The sequence below is a fragment of the Aeromonas sp. CA23 genome, assembly GCF_002587065.1.
Lineage (GTDB): Bacteria > Pseudomonadota > Gammaproteobacteria > Enterobacterales > Aeromonadaceae > Aeromonas > Aeromonas bestiarum.
Map to the genome: position 1 here is coordinate 4,885,425 of NZ_CP023818.1, position 24,043 is coordinate 4,909,467.

Consider the following 24,043-nt stretch of genomic DNA (forward strand, 5'->3'; position numbering starts at 1 on the left):
AACCGACCCCAAAGGGGCACCCCGGTACAGGTGTCGATGTGTGTGTGTTATTGAGTAAGGGTGATGAAATGCGGACGCAAGTTCCCCATTCCGGCGCGCTTTATACCATAACTTTGGTCAGGACACCACCGGCCGGGGTGCTAAAAATGGATCCCTGTAGTGGATGCAGGGCAGAGGATTTGACGTTGTGATGACAATCACACTGGAAGTAAACGGGGGTTGGGGATAAAATTTTGGCCTGATTGCAAACGCATCTATTTTTCATTACCTGATTGTTGGGCATCGACAGGATGCGCAGTCAGGCCCCAAGAGAGATCCCATGTCCATTAAAATCAAGACACCGGAAGAGATTGAAAAGATGCGCGTTGCCGGCCAGCTGGCCGCCGATGTGCTGATCATGATAGCCCCCCACGTCAAGGCAGGCGTCACCACAGACGAGCTGAACACCCTGTGCCACGACTATATCGTCGACGTGCAGCAGGCGATCCCGGCCCCGCTCAACTACCACGGCTTCCCCAAGTCCATCTGCACCTCGGTGAACGACGTCATCTGTCACGGCATCCCCAACCACAAGAAATTGCGGGAAGGGGACATCATCAACCTGGACATCACAGTCATCAAGGATGGCTACCACGGCGACACCTCCGCCATGTTCATCGTGGGTGAGACCACACCGCTGCGTCGCCAGCTGTGCAAGGTCGCCCAGGAGAGCCTGTACGCCGCCATCAAGCAGGTGCGCCCAGGCATGTGCATCACAGAGATTGGCGCCCTGATCCAGCCCATCGTCGAGAAGGCCGGCTTCTCGGTGGTGCGCGACTACTGTGGCCACGGCATCGGCAGCGAATTCCACGAAGAACCGCAGATCCTGCACTACCGCAACGGCGGCAAGCAGGAGCTCAAGCCGGGCATGTGCTTCACCATAGAGCCCATGGTCAACAGCAAGAAGTATCACTGCCGCATCAATCCGAAAGACGGCTGGACCGTGACCACCAAGGATGGCGGCGACTCAGCCCAGTGGGAACACACCCTGCTGGTGACCGAGGATGGCTGCGAGGTGCTCACCCTGCGCCCCGATGACACCATCGACCGCGTTATCCGCCACGTTTGACATTCAGCCCCGGCCACACGCCGGGGTTGATCTTTATCCGGCCAGACCGAGAGTGTGAGATGCCATGGATGCCAGCCTGCTTTCCCCCCATCTGTTACCCGACGATCAGCTCACCCGCGAGAACTGCAAAGAGTATCTGAGCCGTTTTCTCGGCTGGCTGCACGCCCGTTTCGATGCCGGTGACAACATCATAGAACTGGTGGCCACCCGCTCCGAATACATGGATGAGCTGCTGACCCGGCTGTGGCAGAAGTTCGGCTTCGACAAGACGGCGCTCACCCTGATCGCGGTGGGCGGTTATGGCCGGGGCGAGCTGCACCCCCACTCCGACATAGACCTGCTGATCCTCTATGAAGGAGAAGAGCTGGACGAGGTGCTGGGACTGCGCATCGGCGAGTTCATCACCTTGCTGTGGGATCTCAAGCTGGAGGTGGGCCAGGCGGTACGCAACGTGGCCGAATGCATAGAGCAGGGCCGCGCCGACATCACGGTCGCCACCAACCTGATCGAGGCGCGCTATATCACGGGCCGCCAGGCGGGTTTCCAGCAACTCAAGGAGGCGACCGGCCCCCAGCTCTTCTGGCCGAGCGAGCAGTTCTTCCAGGCCAAGCGCGAGGAGCAGGCCCTGCGCCACCAGCAATTTCAGGGGACCGCCTACAAGCTGGAGCCGGATCTCAAGAGCAACCCCGGCGGCCTGCGAGACATCCAGACCCTGGCCTGGGTCGCCCGCCGCCACTTCGGCGCCACCACCTTGTTCGAGATGACCAGCCACGGCTTTCTCAACCGGGCCGAATACCGCGAGCTGCTCGACTGCCAGAATTTCCTGTGGAAGGTGCGCTTCGCCCTGCACATGGCCATCAACAAGGGCGACAACCGGCTGCTGTTCGACCGCCAGCGCACCGTGGCCCAGATGCTGGGGTTCGAGGGGGACGGCAACAGCCCGGTCGAGCAGATGATGAAACGCTTCTATCAGACGGTGCGGCGGGTCTCGGAGCTCAACGAGATGCTGTTGCAGCTGTTTGACGAGGCTATTCTCGGCAACACCGCCATGGACGTGCGCCGCCTCTCCGACGAATTCCAGCTGCGCGGTCGTCTCATCGATGCGGTGGATTCCGAGCTGTTTGGCCGCGAGCCCGCCGCCATACTGCGACTTTTCTACCAGATAGCCCAGCATCCCGAGATTGCCGGCATCCACTCCGCCACCCTGCGCCAGCTGCGCGAGGCGCGCCGCAAGCTCAACTGCTGGCTGCAGGACCTGCCCGAGTGCCGCCGCCTGTTCATGGCGCTGCTGCGCCATCCCAATGGCATAGGCCAGCCGCTCTCCCTGATGCACAAATACGGGATCCTCGCGGCCTATTTGCCCCAGTGGAACCTCATCGTCGGCCAGATGCAATTCGACATGTTCCACGCCTACACGGTCGATGAGCACACCCACCGGCTGCTCAAGAACATCCACCAGTTCCCCAATCCGGCCAGCCGCCAGACCCACCCGCTCTGCCACGAGGTGTTCACCCGGCTGCGCAAGCCGGAGCTGCTCAGCATCGCCGCCCTGTTTCACGACATCGCCAAGGGCCGGCGCGGGGATCACTCCGAACTCGGCGCCGTGGATGCGCTGGAGTTCTGCCAGCTGCACGGCCTGGATCGCTACGAGAGCCGACTGGTCGCCTGGCTGGTGCGCCACCACCTGCTGATGTCGGTCACCGCCCAGCGCCGCGACATCTACGACCCCGAAGTGGTCACCGACTTTGCCCAGAAGGTGCGCGACGAGCAGCATCTCGACCTTATTTACTGCCTGACGGTAGCCGACATCTGCGCCACCAACGACACCCTCTGGAACGACTGGAAAGGCACCCTGCTGCGCGAACTCTACTTCGCCACCCAGAAGGCGCTGCGCCAGGGGCTGGAGAACCCGCCCGACATGCGGCTGCGCATTCGTGAGAACCAGCGCCAGGCCAAGCAGATCCTGGCCCAGCGGGACGTACCGGAAGAGGCCATCAACCAGCTGTGGAGCGACTTCAAGGCCGACTACTTCCTGCGCCACAGCCCGGAGCAGATCGCCTGGCACTGTCGCAAGATCATCGAACATGGCGACAACCCGGCCCCGCTGGTGATCATCGGCAAGCATCCGACCCGGGGGGCAGCGAGGTGTTCATCTACTGCCGCGACACCCCGAATCTGTTCGCCACCGTGGCCTCGGCGCTGGATCAGAAGAACCTCAACATCCACGATGCCCAGATCATGAATTCGCGCAGCGACTATGTGCTGGATACCTTCGTGGTGCTGGAGCCGAGCGGCGAGCCCATCAGCCCCAACCGTACCGCCACCATCAAGAAGGCGCTGGAGAAGGCCTTGCAGGAGCCGGGCAAGCTGGTGCTGCGCAACAAGCCGCTGTCACGGCGCCACCGCCAGTTCAGCGTACCAACCCGGGCGGTGTTTTTGCCCCACAAGGGGGAGACCCGCCACACCCTGCTGGAGCTGACGGCGCTGGATACTCCAGGGCTGCTGGCCCGCATAGGTGCCGTGTTCCAGCAGTGCGGCCTGTCGCTCCATGCCGCCAAGATCACCACCATAGGCGAGCGGGTGGAGGACTTCTTCAGCCTTACCACACTCGCGGGCGAACCCTTGACCCAGGACGAGCAGCTGGCGCTGGAGGAGCGGCTGGTGAATCAGCTCAATCCTCAGGAGTCGGCCGATGATGAGGGCAGTGACAGGCCGGTGAAAGGCCTCACAAGGCGCCTTTCATCATCCTGATTTATCAAGCAGAACAAATGGTTGGACCACTCAAGCACAATAAATCAGCGTTCTCCCGAAGAAATCGGCTTGAGCCCTTAAAAACAATTGGAAAAGTGTGATACAACAAACGGAATTTTTTAAAGGAAACCTGTCATGACCGAGTTGCAACAGATCATCGAAGCGGCCTTCGAGCGCCGTGATTCCATCACTCCCGGCTCAGTCGATGCCGCCACCAAGGCCGCCATCCTGCAAGCCATCGACCTGCTGGATTCCGGCAAGGCCCGTGTCGCCGAGAAGATTGCCGGCGAGTGGGTGGTACACCAGTGGTTGAAGAAAGCGGTACTGCTCTACTTCCGCATCAATGACAACGGCATCATCAAGGGCGACGATGCCCAGTACTACGACAAGGTTCCCCTCAAGTTCTCCGACTACACAGCCGAGCAGTTCAAGGAAGCGGGTGTGCGCGTGGTGCCGCCGGCAACCGCCCGCAAAGGCTCCTTCATCGCCCCCAATACGGTGCTGATGCCCTCCTACGTCAACATAGGTGCCTTCGTTGACGAAGGCACCATGGTCGACACCTGGGCCACAGTGGGCTCCTGCGCCCAGATCGGCAAGAACGTACACCTTTCCGGCGGCGTCGGCATCGGCGGCGTACTGGAGCCGCTGCAGGCCAACCCGACCATCATCGAAGACAACTGCTTCATCGGTGCCCGCTCAGAAGTGGTTGAAGGGGTTATCGTGGAGGAAGGCTCCGTCATCTCCATGGGCGTCTTCATCGGCCAGTCCACCCGCATCTATGATCGCGAAACCGGCGAAATTCACTACGGTCGCGTACCTGCGGGTTCCGTGGTCGTCTCCGGCTCCCTGCCCTCCAAGTGTGGCAAGTACAGCCTGTACGCCGCCGTGATCGTCAAGAAGGTGGATGCCAAGACCCGTGCCAAGGTAGGGATCAACGCCCTGCTGCGTTCCATCGACGAGTAATGGCCAACTGCTTGCTGCAAGGGCGCCTCGAGGCGCCCTTTTTATGATTGCATCGACATCCAGATGATAGAAATGTCCCGCGGCCCAGGCTGTCGGTATCAGCGCCCTGCTGCGCGCCATCGATTAGTGATCGACCAGCCATCATGGCAAAAGGGGCCTTTTGGGCCCCTTTTGATTTTGGCGCCCCTGTCACAGGCAAGCCACACAGACTCGGTTAAGATAGATGGGTCAGGATCGTTTCAAACCGAGGAAGCCCGATGTACGAGAATCTGAAGAGCCTGGGGATCCAGGAACCCACCTCAGTGGACAGCTATACCCTGCGCCAGGAAGCCAATCACGACATCCTCAAGATCTACTTCAAGAAGCAGAAAGGCGAGTTCTTCGCCAAGAGTGTCAAATTCAAATATCCCCGCCAGCGCAAGACCATGCTGGTCGACTCGGGTACCCATGAGTACAAGGATGTCACCGAGATCAACGCCAATCTCAAGTACGTGGTGGATGAGCTGGATAACCTGACCCAGGGTGTGCACGTCCAGGCCGACCCGGATATCAAGCAGAAGATACTGCGTGACCTGCGCCATCTGGAAAAAGTGGTGCAGAACAAGATCAGTGAAATAGAGCGGGATCTGGAGAAGTTGTAAGCCCGATCCGGCAGCAACGAGGGGCGCCCGTCAGGCGCCCCTTTTCTTTGTGCGGGATCCGCATGGCATGGGCGGGCCACATGTGGTGAGGGAAGCAGGCCATAAGTTGCCCCCGCCCCATCCCTTTGGATCAGAATGAGCAACTCGACGGACCCGGTCCCTGCCCGCCATCACCCTGACGCTCGCCCAGCAAAAAGGGAGGCTTTCGCCTCCCTCTTCAAGAACTCTGATATTCAGGCAACAGGATTAGTTGCTCTTCATCCAGATGTCCATGTCGGTTTTCAGGTTGTCGGACTTGGTACCGAAGATGGCTTGTACGCCGGAACCAGCTACGACCACGCCGGCAGCACCCAGTTTCTTCAGACCAGCCTGGTCAACCTTGGCCACGTCTTTCACGCCAACCCGCAGACGGGTGATGCAGGCATCCAGAGAGGCGATGTTCTCTTTACCACCGAAGGCAGTGACCAGGGCAGCGGACATCTCGTCCTTGCTTTGGCTGACTGTCTCTTCAGCAGTCTCGTCTTCACGACCCGGAGTTTTCAGGTTCATGGCACGGATTACGAAGCTGAACACTACGTAGTAGATGACCGCGTAGACCAGACCCAGACCCACCAGCAGCAACATGTTGTCGGCACGGGGTGATTGCACCACGAAGTCGATGAAACCGTTGGAGAAGGTGTGACCGTGTACCACGCCCAGGGAGTTGGTCAGCACATAGGCCAGACCAGCCAGTACGGCGTGAATCGCGTACAGCACAGGAGCGATGAACAGGAAGGAGAACTCAATCGGCTCGGTGATACCGGTCAGGAAAGAGGTCAGGGCGGCAGAGGCCATGATACCTACGATCTTGGCGCGGTTTTCCGGCTTGGCGGCGTGAGCGATGGCAAACGCAGCAGCAGGCAGACCGAACATCTTGAACAGGTAGCCACCGGCCAGCTGACCGAAGCCGTTACCGGCAGCGCGGGAAGCGTCATCGGCAGTCAGGAAGCAGGTCATGATGCCGTGAACAGTTTCACCGGCGCCGTTGACACAGGTACCCGCCTGATAGAAGAAAGGCACGTTCCAGATGTGGTGCAGACCGAACGGGATCAGGGAGCGCTCAACCACGCCGTAGATACCGAAGGCCAGTACCGGGTTCTGGTTGGCAGCCCAGTCGGAGAAGGCACCGATGGCGGAACCAACTGGCGGCCAAATCACGGACAGGATCACACCCAGACCGATGGACACGAAACCTGTGATGATGGGCACGGCACGCTTGCCGGCGAAGAAGCCCAGATACTCTGGCAACTGGATCTTGTAGAAACGATTGAACGCCCAGGCAGCCACACCACCGGCGAGGATACCGCCCAGTACGCCGGTCTCGATGGTTTCAACACCCATCACAGGTGCCATCACCTTCAGAGTAGCTGTCATGATGCCGTAGCCAACGATGGCTGACAGACCAGATACGCCGTCGTTATTGGTAAAGCCGAGGGCAACACCCACTGCGAACAGCAGGGCCATCTGACCAAATACGGAACCACCAGCTTGCTCCATCAATTGGGAGACAATTTCTGGCAACCAGCTGAAGTGAGCGGCGCCCACCCCCAGCAGAATACCTGCAACTGGCAAGACCGATACTGGCAGCATCAGCGCCTTACCGACCTTTTGCAGATTAGAGAAAGCATTTTTAAACATGTGTGCGCTCCTGAATGAATTGTCTTCCCGTAAACGGTTCAGTCCAATTGATAGACGATCACGAGCATCATCTTCATCGGCATGAATTCGATTGGGGGTTGTTTATTTTGACCTGTTGAATATAACCCAGCAGATCGGAAATTTCTTCCATCAGGCGCAAGGGAATAAAAAATTTGGAGGGGAGATCACAAGATAATTCTGAGGGGAAACTCGGGTAGGTTTCAAATATATTTCGGCATTTTCATGCTACGCCATAAATATGAAAAGTGCTGTTTCGCATTGTATTTTAACCAATCACATTAATGCCAAAAGAAACGCATTGTAACTTAATGTAACCATTTGCTGTTTTTTCTATTTTAGTCTACCGATTAAAAAGGCCTCCAACAAGGGAGGCCTCAAATAAATATTATCTTTTAAAGGCTGGGCAATATTCAGCCTTTCTGCGAACGCTTGACCGCGTCAATAAAGACGGATTTCGCCTTGGTCGAGCCGGCACGCTCGGCCTCATTGACCAGTTGCATCGCCTTGTCGATATCACCGGCTTTCACCGCTTTCTCGATCTGGGACTGATAGAAAGCCTCGGTTTCGGTCAGCATGGCGGGTGCGGGTTTGCTGGGCGCAGCAACGGCTGCAGCCGCCACGGCGGCGGTCGCCGGTGCGGCCTGGCTCATCGCCACCTTGTCTGCGTACTCGGGTTTGAAGACGGCCTCAAGACCCTGCCCCTTGGCCATGTCGACGACTTCGATCTGCACCAGGCCCCATGGGGAGTGCGGGATCACGGGATCCTTGATATCCGGCTCGACCGTGCCATTCGCACGGGCAAACGCCTTGGAGGGATGCAATATGGTGGTACTGCCCGCCAGCTGGTTGGCCGGGGCATAGACAATCATGTAGGTTTCAGCCGCCGGGTTGCCCGGCATGCTGCGATCGACAAAGACCTTGCCTTCGATGCGATCGTTGTCCAACAGATGGGCTGGCTGGTAGCTGAATACCGACTCACCCAGCACACGAGTCACCTTGAACTGGGCATCCAGCATGATGACCTGAGGCACCAGCACTGTCTTGCTCACCTGGGAGGCGACCTTGATGGCCAGGTTGCCGGTGTTGGCTGGCAGGCGATAAGCCGCAAAGTAGCTCATCCCCTCGTCAAACTGAAAACTGGGTTGCTTGCCATCGAGGGCCAGCAAGGTATCGCCTTCCGGCAGGCTCACATAATTGAAATCGTTGAAAGCAGCGCAGCAGCTGGTTGCCTGTGAGAGCGCCTGCTTGGCCTGTTCGGCATTACTCAGGATGGATGCGTGATCCTGCACGGGGATCAACATGCTACCGGAACAACCGGCCAACAGCGCAGTAACCACGGCTGCGATAGACATCTTTACCAGTTTCATTCTTCTTATCTCCATAACCCGGTTGCCGTTACCCGGCGAAACAAAACTGCCCCCATACGGGGGCAGTGACTAACTTAACTGAAAGAAGTGCTTACCACCAAGCTTCCGCTTGCACACCCACTTGGTAGGTGTCTTTGGAGGTGCCGCTTTCGAAGACTTTCTGATCTTCGTCATTGGCCAGGTAGGAGGCGAACACACGGATTTCAGGACGAGCCCAGAAGCTGGAGCCGGCAGACCAGGCTTGAGCCAGGGTCAGCTTGTAGCCGGAGTCATCAACAGAGGTACCGTTGGTGGACTTGGTCTTGTCCTTGAAGTAGCCGCCTTCGAAGATGGTCTTGTTGAAGTCATCCCACTTGTACATGGGGCGAACAACGGCGGACATGGCTTCAACCTTGTCGTTGCCATCCCACATCTCGTTGCCTACACCGTAGACCAGCTGGTGACCCATCTCGAAGTTGTTGCCCATGGGAACAACACCCCAGTTGATGATGCGGAAACCATCAGCACCGTCTTTGGCTTCGGCACCGTACCAGGAACCGTCACCGTAGAAGGCCATGGTCTTGGAGTAACCTTCAGTACCGTACTGCAGCACAGTCTTGTTGAAGCCACCCAGGATGCCTTGGGTCAGTTCGGCAGTCAGCATGACGCCGTCTTTCATGTTGTTGTTTTTCAGCGGTTTCTGCGCTTCGGTCTCGTTAACCAGTGCGTAGTCTACGCCAACTTCCAGAGACGCTTCGCTCCACAGCGGGATACCGGCATAACGCAGATCCAGCGTGTTGACGTTCAGGTCTTCGTTTTTACGATAGATTGGATTACCGGTAGTCGGGTCTGTTCCAATCTGGTTGTACTGACCGAACACATCGGCCGCGCTGCGGTCGTTGCGAACCCAGGCGAAGGAGATCTTGCCAGGACCGGCCTGGATGCCTTCGATACCGGCACCGGCACCGGAGATGTTCCAGTAGTAGAAGTCGGAGATGTGGATGTCGTGACGTTGGTAGTAACGCTTACCGGCCCACAGGGTGGCTTCCGGTGCGAAACCCAGCAGGCCCTTGGCCTGGACGTTGAACTGGCGCAGGGCGAAATCGGAATCACCGTTGCACTGTTTGGCATCGAAGTTACAAACGGTACCGGTACCTTCCCAGTCGTTTGAACCGTTGGAAGCCATGGCGAACATGGAATCAACGTAGAAAGTCTTGCCATCCTTGTTGAATACTTCCTGACCCAGCTGAACTTCGCCGTAGGTATCATTTTCGTTACCCAGACGACCAACCTTGTTCACGTTGTATTTCACCATGTCTCCGTCACCGGAAACGCCAACACCTGAACGGAAGTAGCCGTGGAAATCAACGGCGAAGGCGGCTTGGGAAGCCAGGGCTGCGGTTACTGCTGCAGCGATCGGGAGCCACTTTGCTTTCATTTTCATTTTCCTTATTCCCGCTGAGAGGAGTGTGATCCTGAATATCCAAGTTCTTATCACCATAAAAACGTTTAGGTGATAACCGAGGCCGATTATAGGTAGCCAATTTCGGGACAAACATGAGCTGATTCACAAAATGGCGACAAATCGCCCACCCCACACCCAAGAGGGTTTTATAGGACATGGGAAGCAATAAATTAGCAATAACTCACCAATTAAAAACACGAACAAGCAAAAAACATGGCTTGAAATCGCTATCAAACATTAATTCGCTTCGCTGATTAAGTTGAAAATACCCAAATCAATGACAAAAACATGACTGAAATCGCTTTCAATGCGGAACTTTTAATTTTCTTGCATGTCGGTCATGACAGAAATAAATGCTCGGCCAAACGAAGGGATGCCAGAAAAATAACCGGATAAAAAGTGGGAAATATGGTCAGTTGAGACTGGTCTGGCCCGGAAATAAACATCCCCCATGGGCAAACCAACGGGGGACAAATAAAGAACACAAGGAGGGGAAAACTAGAGTGTATTTTCCCAGCCGGTTAGCCAGGCCAGCGCCACTTTTTCCGGTTCATCGTCGACGGTGGCATCTATCTCCAGACGGGGCAACAGAGCCCTGGCCCCCAGCTCCTGCAACAGGCCGTCAAGCTGACGGCCGGCACCGCAAAAGTGCTCATAGCTGCTGTCACCCATGGCGATGAGCGCATAGCGCCACCCTTTCATATAGGGAGCCCGATCGGCCAGGGCGGCGGCTAAGGGTTGCAGATTGGGCGGAATATCGCCCTGCCCCGTGGTGGCGGTGATCACCAACAGGAAGCGGGAGGCGTCCAGGTCTTCCAACACGGCCTCATCGAAGATCTGGCACACATGTCCGGCCTGCTGCAACTGCGCAGCCAGCGTCTCGGCAACCAGCATGGCCGCGCCATAAACGGTTCCCACTACTATATCTATCTGAGCCATAACGGATTCCTTTGACTGGCGTGGCTTTACAGCATGCCACAACCCGGTCGAAGGCAACACCCGACCGTGAGTGAGCAGGCCAGGTGAAGATCAGTAGTCGCTCTCGCTGGCGGGCCAGCCCAGCTCGGCAAACAGCTGCAAGACGTCCGGCCCCAGCGGCGCCTGGATCCGCATCGGGACTTTGAGGATCGGGTGCTCGAAACTGAGTCTGCGGGCCACCAGCAGCAGGCGTTCGCACCCCAGCTGCTCGCGAAAGAAGCGGTTGTGGCGGCCATCACCATGGCTGGTATCCCCGACTATGGGGTGGAACAGGTGGGCCAGATGGCGGCGCAGCTGATGCTTGCGACCGGTTTTCGGGAACAGCCTGACCAGGCTGTAACGACTGGTGGGGTGCTTCTTGGAAACCGCATGGGGCAACTCGACCTGGTGCAGGCGATGAAATGCGGTGACCGCCTCCTGAGCCGGACGATCCGGGGAGCTCATGGCATCGGCTATCTTGTCCAACTGCTCCTTGAGGGGGTAATCGATCACCCCCTGCTCCGGGGCCCAGCCCCGCACCAGCGCCAGATACTCCTTGTGCACCCGACGGGCGGCAAACGCCTCGGTCAGGGTGCGGGCAACCGCAGGATCGAGCGCAAACAGCAGTACGCCCGAGGTTGGGCGATCGAGGCGATGCACGGGGTAGACGTGGCGGCCGCCGATGAGATCCCGGGTCATCTGCATGGCGAAGCGGGTCTCGGCCTTGTCGAGCCAGCTGCGATGCACCAGCAGGCCCGACGGCTTGTTGACCGCCACCAGCCAGTCATCCTGATAGAGCAGAGTCAGCTTCATCGCGCCGCCGTCTTTAGCACAGCAACCATGGGGGCCGCCACCAGCCAGCGTTTCCTTCTGATAGAGCAGAGTCAGCTTCATCGCGCCGCCGTCGTTAGTACGGCAACCATTGAGGCTACCGCCAACCGGCGTTTCCTTCTGATAGGGCAGGGTCAGTTGCAAGGCGTTTTCTTCCTTTGCCTGCTCACTCATCATTGCTCAACCACTTTGCCGGAGAGCAGCAGATCGAAGCGGGCGATCAACCGCAGCAGGGCTTCCACGTCGGCCAGCTCTTCTTTGTAGACTTCGCTCGCCATGGGATAGAGGGAGACGCTGGTGGGCAGCGGCGCTTGCAGCATGACCAGTTGCTCCATGCGCGGGATCAGCACGAACTGCAGCCACTGATCGAAGCTCAGGGTATCGACACAGAACGGCAGCTCGCTCGCCAGGGCCTCTTCACCCGGATGCTCATCTTGCCAGCGCTCCAGGCGCTGCAACTCGGCGGTGAGTTCACCCAACAGGCCGGCTACCAGCAAATATTGATTCATCTCGTCGTCCTCTTGCTCATGACCACATACCGGTCAACCTCCCCGGTAAAACGGGCACAGGCTGGCCGGGCTCATCAAAAAAGGGCGCTACTATACACCGTCCCCCTCCCCCTCTGCCATGTTCCATTGGCAGGCTGGACGCAGAGCCGAGCCCCACAGGATATCTGATGCAACCGCTTTATACAGCTTGACCCGCAGCACCCTTCTCAGCTTGTAACAAAGCGGTCTTGGTGCCCCTGCTGGCTATCTGATACAACCGCTTTATAATCGGCCCGCATCACCCTTAGCCGGATCACATCATGTCTACCATCAACACGCTGACCGAGTTTCTGACCCAGGCCGATACCCAGTTTCAACTGTTCGACATGGGCCGCCAGGTGCGACCGCTGGCGAGCGATACCTTCGTGCGCATCGAGCAGCAGCAAGAACCCTATCCCTGGCCCCTGCAACAGCACGCCTGGCTCGGCGTCCATTTCTTCCAGCCGGCGGAGTCCAGGCACTATCTCTGGTTCCTCAAGTTTGCGCTCGATGAGCGCGGTCTGCTCATCGGCAGCGGCCCCAAGCTCTTCATGGATCAGGTGGTCGAGACCCTGGGCTACAAGCTGACCGGCGATCTGGATGAAGAGAAGGCCCAGCGACTGGCCGACAACCCCTACACCTTCCGCCCGGCCGAGGCCAAGATGGCCAGCCTGCATGCCAAGCTGGCCCGCCAGTTGGAACAGGCCCCTTCCGCCTACTACAACGCCCTCTGCCACTATCTGGCGGCACCCGGCGACGAAGGCTGGCAGGCGCTGGGCCTGCAAGGCTTCGCCGACATGGCCGAGCGACTGCAGGACGAGCGCAATCTGGCGCTGGTGTGCAAGGCGTTGCCAAGGCTGCCCCAGGCGCCGCTCTACGCCCTGTGCCAGAGCCTGGAAAATGTCCCGCTGCCACCGGCCGTGCAGGGTGCCCTGTTCGAGCGCATCGGCAAGGAGCAGGAGAGCGCCGAGCCCAACCCGGAAACCCTGGCCTACCTGTGCCGGGCGCTGGCCTCTTGCAACGGCAATGCCATGCGTACCAACAAGCTGCTGACCCTGCTGCAAACCCAGCCGAGCCCGGCCCTGCTGCTCGCCATCGCCGGTCGCCTCTGGCCCGATCTGAAGGAGCCGAGCCTGCTCGGCCTGTTCCTGGAGCAGCTGGCGCTGCAACCGACCCAGTTCTTCAACCATGTGTTTGCCGAACTGGTGACCCTGCCGGCACTGCGCGATGATATGCTGGCCAGATTGCGGGATCCGGCGCGCAGCGATGCACTCGGTCAGGCCATAGGCCGTCTGTTTGCCGCGGCGTAACATCTGATGGAATAACGGCCGGGTGGCTCGCCACTCGGTCCACACCAGGCCACATCACAAGGAAGGAGCCCTCGATGGGTGAAATGCTCGGTATCTTGCTGCTTATCCTCATCGGCGCTGCCTTCTGGCATCAGCGCCGCCAGGCCGAACTCGCCTGGCAATACATGCGCCGCTACTGCCAGCATCACGACCTGCAACTGCTGTCGCTGGCGCGCAGCCACCGTGCGCTGGCCAATCAGCCACTGCGACTGTTGACCTACTACGAGTTTGAATTTTCCAGCGATGGCGAGAGCCACTATCAGGGACAGTTGCGCATGCAGGGACTGCACATTGTCGGCGTCGATCTGCCACCCCATCGCATGCCATCCCAGTAAGCCAGCCAGCGCGACTCCCGCTGGCCCCAAGGCCAGCCACCCCGCATCGGGCCCATGCCATCGCAATAGCAAGCCGGCACGGATCCGGGCCTATAATTTTCAGGAATGTCCCCCGGGAGAGATGAGATGGAATTCCTGACCCACGACCTGTCCGCCCTGTTTGCCCAGCTGGGCCTGGCCAACGACGAGCTGAACCTGCACCGCTTTATCCACGAACACAGGCTGGACAATCAGACCCTGCTGCCCGAGGCCGCTTTCTGGACCCAGTCCCAGGCCAACTTCCTGCGCGATGCGCTCTGGGATGATTCGGACTGGTCGGAAGCCATCGATCAGCTGGATGTGCTGCTGCGCCAGACCGATTGAGCCTCCTCCTCTCGCCAGCCCGCTTTCCAGACGAAGGCGGTTTGGTTAAGCTCTGTGCCCCGTCCAGCCCGTATCACCGCCATCCTGCGCAGGAGCCCCCATGTCCGCCCAAGAGATCATCCGCATTGCCAACGAACTGGCCGCGAAGGGGATCGCCCCCTCCACCGCCATGGTCAAGGCTCGCCTCAGCCAGCCCGTGCCCATGGCCGAGCTGCTGAAAGTGCTGAGCCAGTGGAAACAGCAACCCCAGCCCACAGAATCATCCGAGGCCACCACGCCTGCGGTTGCCAAGCCCGAGCTGGCGGCCGATGCCGTCAGCCTGCAACAGTTGAGCGAGCAGCTCAACCGGCTCGAGCAGAAGGTCGATCGCCTGACCGCCCTGCTGCTTCAACGCCAGCCGGACTGAGCCCCCATGTACATTCTCGAACTCAGCTTTGAATGCTATCGCGATACCTCCCTCGGTGAGGCCGAGCGGGCCATAGTCAACTACCTGGACATGCTGCGCTATCAGGGCCAGATCCTTGGCCGGGAGTTTCCCACCAGCATGCAGCAGGGTCAGTTCATCAGCCGGGTGGTCTGCCCCGAGCAAGACAGCCTGCACCCGGACAACCAGAGCGAACAGGTGGCACTGGCTGAACAGCAGCTCAATCAGGCGGGACTGCTCGCGCCAAAACTCCAGCTGCAAGGGGTGGATCTGCTCTCCGACAGCACGGATCCTTGCGGCCACACCGACGAGCGGCCGAGCTGGATGCTGCTCTACACCAGCTTCCTGCACACCTGCTCGCCACTGCGTTGTGGCGACCACTTCGCCCCCATACCGCTCTACCGGCTGCCGGCCATCGCCAACGGCGACCACAAGCAGATCATCAAGTGGCAAGAGGATTGGGAGGCGTGTGATCAGCTGCAGATGAACGGCTCCATCGCCGAACACGCGGCATTGCACGAAATCGGCGAGGTAGGCAGCCGACTGCAACGCCGCGGCAGCGATCTCGGCAAGCGGCTGGAGGCCCTGAGCGGCATTCCTACCTATTACTACCTCTACCGGGTCGGCGGGCTGAGCGCCGCCGAAGAGAAGGCTCGCCCCTGCCCCGGCTGTGGCGGTGAATGGGCGCTAACCGAACCGCTGCACGAGATCTTCGACTTCAAGTGCGATCCCTGCCGGCTGGTCTCCAACCTCTCCTGGGACTTCAAGGATTAGGGGCCACGCCAGCCGTGATAAAGGGACAATGAAAAAGAGCCTTGCCAAGCGGCAAGGCTCTTTTCGTTCGGGTTTGTACAAGGCCCCTTATTGCGGCAATGTCTCCAGCCGCGCGAGAAACTCGGGCAGGGAGGGCGCCAGCGCCAGACGGCGACCCGAGTCGAGCCACTCCAGCCACACCTGACCACTCTCGTTATCAAGGGAAATAAGCGTCATCTCGTTGCGGGTGGTGGCGATGAAGATAGATGGCGCACGCTTCAACTTGCGCAGCATCAGCAGGTGGCCGATCAGGTTCTCCCTGAGCAGGTCCAGATCCGCCTCGTTCCACGGCAGGATCAACTCAAGGCGCAACCCCTTGTAGGAACAAGGGATGGGGCGGCTGAACCAGTGGCCAAACAGGGCAAGGGCAGCGGGATGCAGCACCAGCTCCAGCGCATCGGCCATGGCCGTGAAATCAGCGGGTTCACTGCGCTGCTGCGGACGCCAGGCGACCCGTCCCTCTCTGGGTTCATCCAGCTCGCAAGGGGAGCGCCAGTCAGCCTCCCATTCACACAGGGGCAGTCCCCGCCTTGCCTCGCCATCACGCTGCCAGCGTAAAAAAAAGTGTTCCAGGGCAGACAAGACTTGATCCGACATCGAAATTCCCCACAATTGCTGCCAAAGTCCGCTATTGCACCATCAAAGCCGTGAGCAGACAAGGTGAAGCGCGAGACGCCGCCACTGGGTGGCTATCCTCCCGCGACGCCGACCTGGGGCAAGGGCCCCAGCCGCTGCCAGCGCAATGGCCCATTCAACGTCCGGATCATCAAACACATGAGCAAACAAGAGAGATACGCAGGTGCCAGCGCCTTGCAGGGGCTGAGCCTGGGTCAGCAGTCCGCCTACATCAGCCAGTACAGCCCGGCCCTGTTGCAGCCGGTACCGCGCAGCCTGAACCGCGACGACCTCGGCCTGACCGGCACGCTGCCGTTCCAGGGTTGTGACATCTGGACCCTGTACGAGCTCTCCTGGCTCAATGCCAGAGGCAAGCCCATGGTGGCCGTCGGCGAGGTCTCAGTCCCGGCGACCAGCGCGAACCTCATCGAATCCAAGTCGTTCAAGCTCTACCTCAACTCCTTCAACCAGACCCGTTGCGACTCGTTGGAAGCGGTACAGGCGCTGCTGGTCAAGGATCTGAGTGCCTGCGCCGGCAGCGATGTGAGCGTCACCCTGTTCCCGCTGACCCAGGCACCCCACCACATTGCGACCCTGCCGGGGGAGTGCATCGATGAGCAAGACATAGAGGTGGACTGCTACGAGTTCGATGCCGAGCTGCTGCAGGGGGCGGCGAGCAACGAGGAGGTGGAAGAGACACTGCACAGCCACCTGCTCAAGTCCAACTGTCTGGTGACCAGCCAGCCGGACTGGGGATCCGTGGTGATCCACTATCGCGGCCCGCGCCTCGATCGGGAAAAACTGCTGCGTTACCTCATCTCGTTTCGCCAGCACAACGAGTTCCACGAGCAGTGCATCGAGCGGATCTTCACCGATCTCAAGCACTTCTGTCGCCCGAGCCAGCTGACCGTCTATGCCCGCTATACCCGCCGTGGCGGACTGGATATCAACCCGTTCCGCAGCGACTGGGAAGTTCCCCCCGCCAACCTGCGCCTTATCCGCCAGTAAACGTCGGGGCAGTTGACGGGAAGGAGCCTGGATACCGAGCCCCTCCTCTATCTCTGCCAGTAAACGTCGAACGCGGCAGACAGGAAGGGCTTGAATACCAGGCCCCTTCCCCTGTCACTGCCAGTCCACGCTGGACGCGGCTGACAACAAGGGGCTTGGATACCAGACCCCTTCCCCCATCCCCGCCAGTAAACGCTGGACGGGCAGGGGGGGGCTTGGATAACATGCCCACACCCCTGTGCTGTCCTTAATCCAATGAATCAACTGTTTTTTCTGGCAATGATGATGTCCTCCCTGTCGGCTCCTGATCTGGATCTGGCCAAGGAGCAGTTGTCTATCGATCTGCAGCAGGCCCAGACCCTGGTGCTCACCGATCCTGCCAGATGTGTCCAGATCACCTCGGCCTTCCTGACACGCACAGCCAATAATCCCAAGCAAATCATCAGCAATCGCCAGGAGTACGGCTATCGCGAGCCACTGCTGAGCTATGGTACGGCCGCCCAGGCCACAGGTGCTCACCTGCTCAAGGGGGAGTGTCTGCTGCAACTGGGCCAGTTCCAGGCGGCACAGAAGTCGCTCGATCAGGGCATCGCCATGGCCGCCAAGGAGCAGCAACTGGAGTTGCAGGCTCACGGCCTCTATCTCAAGATCCGCAGCCAGAATCTGCAGGATCACTCCCATGGCGCCAGCGCTGGCCTGCTCGGCCAGCTGGAGACCCTGCTCAGCAATCCCAGCCTCAAAGAGAGCCAGCTTCAGGTCTACAGCCGCTTGCTGCGCACCAACGCCAGCATAGAGGCGCACCAGTTCGACGAGGCCAAACGCCAACTGGCCGAGGCTAGGCGCTGGGCGAACAAGACCAAGGAGCCGCTGGCCAGCGCCTGGGTCAGCGCGGTGAGCGGCGATCTCTACCATGCCCTCAGGCAGCCCCAGCTCTCGCTAGGCGACTATATCGACGCCCAGCAACAGGCCAGGGGACTGCAGGATCCCCTCTTCCTCGGGCTGCTGTCGAACCAGATAGTGAACCTCTATCAGGCGGAGCAGGAGCCACAGAAGGCGCTGCAATACGCCAATGAGGCCGCCAACTACTTCCATGCCCTCGGCAACCCCTCCCTGCTCAGCGATGCGCTGATCGTGCTCGCCCGCCTCAACCGGGATCAGGGCGAGATGAACATGGCGCTGGTCTACTTCTTCAATGCGCTGGATCTGCTGGATGAGGGCAACAATCGCACCCGCATCGCCAATCTCAAGTACGAGATAGGCAAGACCTATCTGCAAACCGGCAACCTGACCCTAGCCCGCAACTACCTCACAGCGGCCCGCCAGTCCCACGAGCTGGGCGACGACAAGGAGCCGCTGATCGACACCCTGCTGCTGCTGGGTGAGCTGCACCTCAAGCAGAAGGAGGGCGGCATCGCCATCCTGCAGCTGGAAAACGCGCTGGCGCTTGCCAACCAGATCGGCGATGCCCAGCGCCAGTTCGAGATCTTCCGGCTGCTCTCTGTGGCCTACGAACAGAAGGGCTACCTCAAGCAGGCGCTGGACAGCTACAAGAATTTCCACCAGCGCAGCGAGCAGGTGCGCCAGCAGCAGGTCGATCTGGAGCAGGAAGCGATCCGCGACAACTATGTCCAGGTGGAGCGGGAGCAGCAGATCAAGGAGCTGGAACAACAGCTAGATACCAGCCGGCACCAGCAGGATCGCTACCTCTGGTCGAGCGTCATCACGGGCCTGCTGCTGACCCTGTTCATCTATCTGTTCTTCACCCTCTGGCTCAAGCTCAGGGTCGCCCGCCTGCAAGGCAAGCAGCTGGGTGAGGCCATCTTGATCGAGCCGCGCACCGGCCTTGCCAACTGGCAGCGGCTGATGAGCCGCTGGCCGCGCGAGATGGCCAGACGCCAGCAAAAATCAGAGCGCTGGTATCTGAGCGAGCTGCCCACCAGCGAATTTGACGACAAGCTGCACTATCTGCTGTTTCGGGTGCCCTTCCTGGTCAACAGCCTGGAGCAGCACGGCTATCAGGTGAGCCGCGAGATAGAGCAGGCCTTTGGCAGCTATGTCAACGGGCTGACGCCGCAGGATGGGCGCATCTACGATCTGCGTGAAGGCCACCTGCTCTACGTGGTGCCCCAGCGCCATGTGGAAGACCTGCACCGGCTGGCCCAGGATCTGCTCGCGGCCTTTGCCGCCTTCCCCTGCCAGCACCCGCTGGATCGCCACATCAGCCTCGGCATCGTCAGCCACCCCTTCCTGCCCAAGGCGGCGACCGCCCTCGATCACCACGGCCTGTTCGATCTCTGTTATCTGGCACTGGCCGGAGCCATTCAGCTCAGTGAAAAACACCAGCAAAGTGTCTGGCTGGAGCTGGCCGCCATCGATTGCCAACAGGCCGCGTTTTTTAATGGGGATGTGTGGCAATGCTGCTTGATGGCAATTGACAAGGGACTGGTAAAAGTAAATTCTTCTCATGAAAAGCAATGGGTTAATTGGCTTCGACTTTCACGGACGAAAGCGCCGGATGACCAATGACGATATAGATAATCAACTGGGTCTGGAACTGGGTTCGACCGCCGTTGCTATCCAACACAAAAACGATAATGACAACAGGGCGACCTGAATAATGAATGATATCGCTGCCGTAGCAGGACAATTGGCCAGACTCAGGGAATCCCTTCAGCAAAAGCAGCTGGAGCTCGACGGCATCGTCTCTTTCTCCGACACCGAGCGCGCCCGCAGCATCCAGTTCATCGGCAAGTTGATGCAGGCCTGTCGCGGCCACGATCGCGAGCTGGACAACAAGCTCGCCAAGCTCAAGCAAAAACTCGATGGCAATCCACCGCTCTCCGCCCTCGACGCCGATCTCGCCGTCATCGAGAAGCTGTTGCAGCAACACGGCAACGCGCTGGAAGAGTCCATCACCCTGACCAAGTCCGCCATCGACCTTGGCTCCAAACAGCTCAAATCCATCAAGGGCTTCCCGGAGGATACCCGCAAGTCCCTCAAGGAGTTTCTGGCGAGCCCGGATGGCTATGGCATAGGCGATCATCAGAAGAAGGTGATCCGGCTGCTGGAGTTCTACCAGCAGGCCATCAAGATCCAGCTGCTGCCGACCCAGCCCCTGCTGGCTCCGGCCCCCGTTGCCAGCACGCCGGCCGTGGCCATAGCCGAACTCTCGTCCCCCGAGCCAACCATCCCGTTTGATGCCAAGACCCACGCCCACATCGCCGACGAGTTGCAGCGGCTCATCACCGAGCTGGACTTTGCCGGTGCCGTCGGCGAGAGCCTGGCGGATATCCGTCGCCAGCTGCTGGGTGGCATCACGCCGCCGCTGCTGGCCGAGATCTGCCTGCAGATCATCGAGCTCATCATAGAGGGAACCCGCGAGGAGCGAAAATCCTCCCAGGCGTTTCTCAGCACCCTCAACGAGAGCCTCTCGGCTGTGCATTTCAGCTTCACCGAATCCCTCGACGAGGGACGCGCCCTGCAAAGCGCCACCCAGGATACCCGTCAGGCCATAGACAAGGAGCTGCGGGCCATCGACCATACCCTGGCCAGCCATGACTCCCTCGATGAGCTCAAGGGCGCCATCTCGGGCCACATGGGCGCCATCGACCTGCTGTTGCAGGACAGGGAAGCCATGGCCGCCCGCGAGCGCCACCTGCTCACCCGCCTCTCCACCATGGAGGCCAAGCTGCGGCTGATGAAGGAGGAGACCGCCGAATACAAGAAGCGGCTCACCATCCAGAAGCACAAGCTGTTCCTCGACAGCCTGACCCAGGTGCACAACCGGGCGGCCCTCGACGAGCGGCTCGAACTCGAATACAAGCGCTGGCTGCGCTACAGCACGCCGCTGTGCCTGGCCATCATCGACATAGATCACTTCAAGAACATCAACGACAACTACGGCCACATGGCCGGTGACAAGGCGTTGAAGGTGGTTGCCAAGGCGCTGCAGGGGGCTCTGCGTGACACCGACTTCATCGCCCGCTTCGGCGGTGAGGAGTTCGTGGTGCTGCTGCCGAACATCAACCCGGACAAGTACCAGAAGCCGCTGGAGACCCTGCGCCAGACCATCAAGAGCATCCCGTTCCGCTTTCGCGATGCCAGGGTCGAGATCACCATCTCCATCGGTGCCACCCTGTTCCGGGAAGGGGATCACACCACGGATGCGTTCGAGCGGGCCGACAAGGCGCTCTACAGCTCCAAGAATTCGGGCCGGGATCAGGTCAATCTGGCCTGATGGCAGGCTAAAAAAGCAGCAAACGCACTTCTCCCCTATTCCCCTGCCCCACCGCTTACATCTACTATCAAATTCAAGGGGTGCCACAGGGCATCCCGTTTTCTCCCCAGGGAAAAGCACAACGATAACAAGCGAGTGAAAGGGGAACCTATGATTACGCACATCAATCCTGTCGGCAGCATGGACTTGCTGTCACAACTCGAGGTGGATCGCCTCAAACAAACAGCCTCCAGCGATATCTATCAACTGTTTCGCAACTGCTCGCTGGCAGTGCTCAACTCAGGTAGCCATACCGACAGCTCCAAAGAGATACTGGAGCGCTTCAAATCCTTTGATATTCATGTGATCCGGCGCGAGCGCGGGGTCAAACTCGAACTGTTCAATGCCCCCGAACACGCCTTTGTGGATGGCGAGATCATCCGCGGCATTCAGGAGCACCTCTTCTCCGTGCTGCGCGACATCCTCTATGTCTCGACCCAGCTGGAGTCGAACCGGCTGGTCAACCTGACCAGCTCCACCCACATCTCCAACGTGGTGTTCGCCATACTGCGCAACGCCAAGGCGATCCTGCCGGGTGCGGATCCCAACCTGGTGGTCTGCTGGGGCGGCCACTCCATCAACGAGATCGAGTACCAGTACACCCGCGCGGTGGGTAGCGAACTGGGGCTGCGCGAGCTCAACATCTGCACCGGCTGCGGCCCGGGTGCCATGGAAGGGCCCATGAAGGGCGCCGCCGTCGGCCACGCCAAGCAGCGGGTGCGAAACGGCCGTTACATAGGCCTGACCGAGCCGTCCATCATAGCCGCCGAGCCGCCCAACCCCATCGTCAACGAGCTGGTGATACTGCCGGACATAGAGAAGCGGCTGGAGGCCTTCGTCCGTCTGGGCCACGGCATCATCATATTCCCGGGCGGAGTCGGCACAGCCGAAGAGCTGCTCTACCTGCTTGGCATCATGATGCACCCGGCCAACGAGCGGCAGCCCATGCCGATCATCCTGACCGGCCCGAAGGAGAGCGCCGACTACTTCCGCGCCATCGATGACTTCGTCAAGGCGACCCTGGGCGAACCTGCCACCAGCCTCTACCGGATCATCGTCGGCGATGCGCCGGAAGTGGCCAGGGTGATGAAGGAGGCTATGCCCAAGATCCGCGAATATCGCAAATCGGTCGGCGATGCCTACTCCTTCAACTGGTCCCTCAAGATCGAGCCCGAGTTCCAGCTGCCGTTCGAGCCGGATCACGCCAACATGGCCAGCCTGGATCTGCACCGCAACCAGCCGCCCCAGCTACTGGCGGCGAACCTGCGCCGTGCCTTCTCCGGCATAGTCGCCGGCAACGTCAAGGAAGGGGGCATTCGCGCCATCGAGAAGAAGGGTCCCTTCAAGCTGCACGGCGACAAGGAGCTGATGCACCTGATGGACAAGCTGCTGGAGAGCTTCGTCAAGCAGCAACGGATGAAGCTGCCGGGCAGCCAGTACGTGCCCTGCTACGAGATAGTGCGCTAAGGCTGGCATCGCAATACGAAAATAGGGGCGCATTGGCGCCCCTTTTTTACCGGCCTCTGGCACGCAAATGCCATCAATCCCCCACCAGGCCGGCCTGTTTGTTACAATGGTGCGTCTCGACCGCCAAGAGTGTCCCATGTCAACTATCAGGCCGCACCTGCTCATCATAGATGCCCTCAACCTCATCCGTCGTCTGCATGCGGTGCAAGCCCAGCAGGCGCTGACCCCGGCCCAGGCGCTGATCGCCACCCGTGCCAACCTCATCAACACCTGCCGCAAGCTGCTGGCCGGCAGCGAGCCGACCCACGCCATAGCGGTATTTGACGGCGAGGTGCACAGCTGGCGCAAAGAGGTCTATCCGGCCTACAAGGAGGGGCGAACCCCCATGCCGGTCGAGCTGCGCGAAGGCTTGAACAGCTTGCAGGATGCGTTCTGGGAGTGTGGCGTGGATGCCCTGCTCTCCCAGACCGACGAGGCGGATGACCTGATCGCCACCCTGGCCACCGGCATTGCCCAGCACAGCGCCAGGGCCACCATCATCTCCACCGACAAGGGGTTCTGCCAACTTATCTGCCCGCAGATCCAGATCCGCGACTACTTCAACAAGCGCTGGCTGGATGCCGCCTTCGTCGAGCAGCAATATGGGGTAGCGCCGGCGCAACTGGTGGATTTCTGGGCCCTGACCGGTATAGGTGGCTCCAACATCAAGGGGGTGCCCGGCATAGGCCCCAAGACAGCGACTCAGTTGCTGCAACAACATGGCAGCCTGTCGGCACTACTCGCGGCCTGTCAGCAGGAGGGCGCAGCCAAGCCCTTGCTCAAGCTGCGCCAGCACCAGGATGAGGCCCTGCTGGCCCAGCGGCTGGTGCAGCTGCAGCGGGATATTCCGCTGGGGTTCAACCTGCGGGAGATACGCTATCCTCCCGTGCCCGACAGCGAGGCCTGACAGGCCTCCCACCATGCCCCAGCAATCCTGCCAATCATGACGGGACTCACCCTTGCTGTTGACAAAAGCAGATAGAATGTAAAGAAACATGGAGGGTTAGGTGTAGAAATGGTATAAAACGGCCGAATCCTCCCCCTCTGTTCCCTAGAAGTGGATACCT

Annotated in this window: 20 protein-coding genes and 1 pseudogene; 14 read left to right on the top strand and 7 right to left on the bottom strand. The window is 59.7% G+C overall.

Annotation, left to right across the window (positions count from 1 at the left end; translation table 11 throughout):
- The first annotated feature begins 319 nt into the window (after nt 1-319).
- The 4 genes and pseudogenes from map (at nt 320) to CK910_RS22465 (ending at nt 5,463) form a co-directional block, all read left to right on the top strand.
- Nucleotides 320-1,108, top strand: coding sequence for a type I methionyl aminopeptidase (map, locus tag CK910_RS22450; protein ID WP_042867193.1), 789 nt, complete (start codon nt 320-322; stop codon nt 1,106-1,108).
- A gap of 64 nt (nt 1,109-1,172) precedes the next feature.
- Nucleotides 1,173-3,859 (top strand): annotated as a pseudogene (gene glnD / locus CK910_RS22455) (bifunctional uridylyltransferase/uridylyl-removing protein GlnD).
- 135 nt (nt 3,860-3,994) lie between these two features.
- Complete coding sequence (gene dapD, locus CK910_RS22460) at nt 3,995-4,822, top strand: 2,3,4,5-tetrahydropyridine-2,6-dicarboxylate N-succinyltransferase (RefSeq protein WP_042867191.1); 828 nt, start codon at nt 3,995-3,997, stop codon at nt 4,820-4,822.
- A 257-nt stretch (nt 4,823-5,079) separates the two neighbouring features.
- Nucleotides 5,080-5,463 (top strand): DUF3461 family protein, encoded by a 384-nt coding sequence (locus CK910_RS22465; RefSeq protein WP_011705091.1) that lies wholly within the window; start codon nt 5,080-5,082, stop codon nt 5,461-5,463.
- Between the two features lie 246 nt (nt 5,464-5,709).
- On the opposite strand, the gene ptsG is transcribed toward CK910_RS22465, so the two are convergent.
- From ptsG to CK910_RS22495, 6 genes are all read right to left on the bottom strand, one after another.
- A complete protein-coding gene (gene ptsG, locus CK910_RS22470; protein ID WP_043134475.1) occupies nt 5,710-7,140 on the bottom strand; it encodes a PTS glucose transporter subunit IIBC in 1,431 nt (476 codons plus the stop codon).
- A 431-nt stretch (nt 7,141-7,571) separates the two neighbouring features.
- Entirely contained in the window at nt 7,572-8,528 is a 957-nt protein-coding gene (locus tag CK910_RS22475) for a MalM family protein (RefSeq protein ID WP_172955403.1), read from the bottom strand.
- Between the two features lie 91 nt (nt 8,529-8,619).
- Nucleotides 8,620-9,945, bottom strand: coding sequence for a maltoporin (locus CK910_RS22480; protein ID WP_290017336.1), 1,326 nt, complete (start codon nt 9,943-9,945; stop codon nt 8,620-8,622).
- 525 nt (nt 9,946-10,470) lie between these two features.
- On the bottom strand, nt 10,471-10,911 hold the full coding sequence (locus tag CK910_RS22485) for a flavodoxin (RefSeq protein WP_098984767.1): 441 nt from the start codon (nt 10,909-10,911) through the stop codon (nt 10,471-10,473).
- Nucleotides 10,912-11,001: 90 nt separating this feature from the next.
- Nucleotides 11,002-11,742, bottom strand: a complete 741-nt coding sequence (gene truC, locus CK910_RS22490; protein ID WP_043134766.1) for a tRNA pseudouridine(65) synthase TruC — start codon at nt 11,740-11,742, stop codon at nt 11,002-11,004.
- A gap of 191 nt (nt 11,743-11,933) precedes the next feature.
- A complete protein-coding gene (locus CK910_RS22495) occupies nt 11,934-12,269 on the bottom strand; it encodes a YqcC family protein (RefSeq protein ID WP_042867184.1) in 336 nt (111 codons plus the stop codon).
- 299 nt (nt 12,270-12,568) lie between these two features.
- On the opposite strand from CK910_RS22495, the gene CK910_RS22500 reads away from it, so the two are divergent.
- The 5 genes from CK910_RS22500 (at nt 12,569) to CK910_RS22520 (ending at nt 15,532) form a co-directional block, all read left to right on the top strand.
- Nucleotides 12,569-13,597, top strand: a complete 1,029-nt coding sequence (locus tag CK910_RS22500; protein WP_098984768.1) for a DUF3549 family protein — start codon at nt 12,569-12,571, stop codon at nt 13,595-13,597.
- Nucleotides 13,598-13,671: 74 nt separating this feature from the next.
- Nucleotides 13,672-13,971: a DUF3301 domain-containing protein gene (locus CK910_RS22505; RefSeq protein WP_098984769.1), complete on the top strand. Its 300-nt coding sequence runs from the start codon at nt 13,672-13,674 to the stop codon at nt 13,969-13,971.
- 126 nt (nt 13,972-14,097) lie between these two features.
- A complete protein-coding gene (locus CK910_RS22510; protein ID WP_043134467.1) occupies nt 14,098-14,334 on the top strand; it encodes a DUF2789 domain-containing protein in 237 nt (78 codons plus the stop codon).
- Between the two features lie 100 nt (nt 14,335-14,434).
- Nucleotides 14,435-14,740 (top strand): hypothetical protein, encoded by a 306-nt coding sequence (locus CK910_RS22515; RefSeq protein ID WP_098984770.1) that lies wholly within the window; start codon nt 14,435-14,437, stop codon nt 14,738-14,740.
- Between the two features lie 6 nt (nt 14,741-14,746).
- On the top strand, nt 14,747-15,532 hold the full coding sequence (locus CK910_RS22520) for a Zn-ribbon-containing protein (protein WP_042867179.1): 786 nt from the start codon (nt 14,747-14,749) through the stop codon (nt 15,530-15,532).
- A gap of 87 nt (nt 15,533-15,619) precedes the next feature.
- On the opposite strand, the gene syd is transcribed toward CK910_RS22520, so the two are convergent.
- On the bottom strand, nt 15,620-16,168 hold the full coding sequence (gene syd / locus CK910_RS22525) for a SecY-interacting protein (RefSeq protein WP_098984771.1): 549 nt from the start codon (nt 16,166-16,168) through the stop codon (nt 15,620-15,622).
- A 177-nt stretch (nt 16,169-16,345) separates the two neighbouring features.
- Here syd and queF point away from each other — a divergent pair, with 177 nt between their 5' ends.
- The 5 genes from queF (at nt 16,346) to xni (ending at nt 23,883) form a co-directional block, all read left to right on the top strand.
- Nucleotides 16,346-17,194 carry an NADPH-dependent 7-cyano-7-deazaguanine reductase QueF gene (queF, locus tag CK910_RS22530; RefSeq protein ID WP_098985210.1) on the top strand — a complete coding sequence of 283 codons (849 nt, stop codon included), beginning with the start codon at nt 16,346-16,348 and terminating at the stop codon, nt 17,192-17,194.
- Nucleotides 17,195-17,449: 255 nt separating this feature from the next.
- Nucleotides 17,450-19,720 carry a hypothetical protein gene (locus CK910_RS22535; RefSeq protein WP_043134459.1) on the top strand — a complete coding sequence of 757 codons (2,271 nt, stop codon included), beginning with the start codon at nt 17,450-17,452 and terminating at the stop codon, nt 19,718-19,720.
- Nucleotides 19,721-19,811: 91 nt separating this feature from the next.
- Entirely contained in the window at nt 19,812-21,431 is a 1,620-nt protein-coding gene (locus CK910_RS22540) for a GGDEF domain-containing protein (protein WP_098984772.1), read from the top strand.
- 150 nt (nt 21,432-21,581) lie between these two features.
- Nucleotides 21,582-22,937 (top strand): nucleotide 5'-monophosphate nucleosidase PpnN, encoded by a 1,356-nt coding sequence (gene ppnN / locus CK910_RS22545; RefSeq protein ID WP_011705076.1) that lies wholly within the window; start codon nt 21,582-21,584, stop codon nt 22,935-22,937.
- A 136-nt stretch (nt 22,938-23,073) separates the two neighbouring features.
- Nucleotides 23,074-23,883 carry a flap endonuclease Xni gene (gene xni, locus CK910_RS22550; protein WP_172955405.1) on the top strand — a complete coding sequence of 270 codons (810 nt, stop codon included), beginning with the start codon at nt 23,074-23,076 and terminating at the stop codon, nt 23,881-23,883.
- The last annotated feature ends 160 nt before the right edge of the window (nt 23,884-24,043 follow it).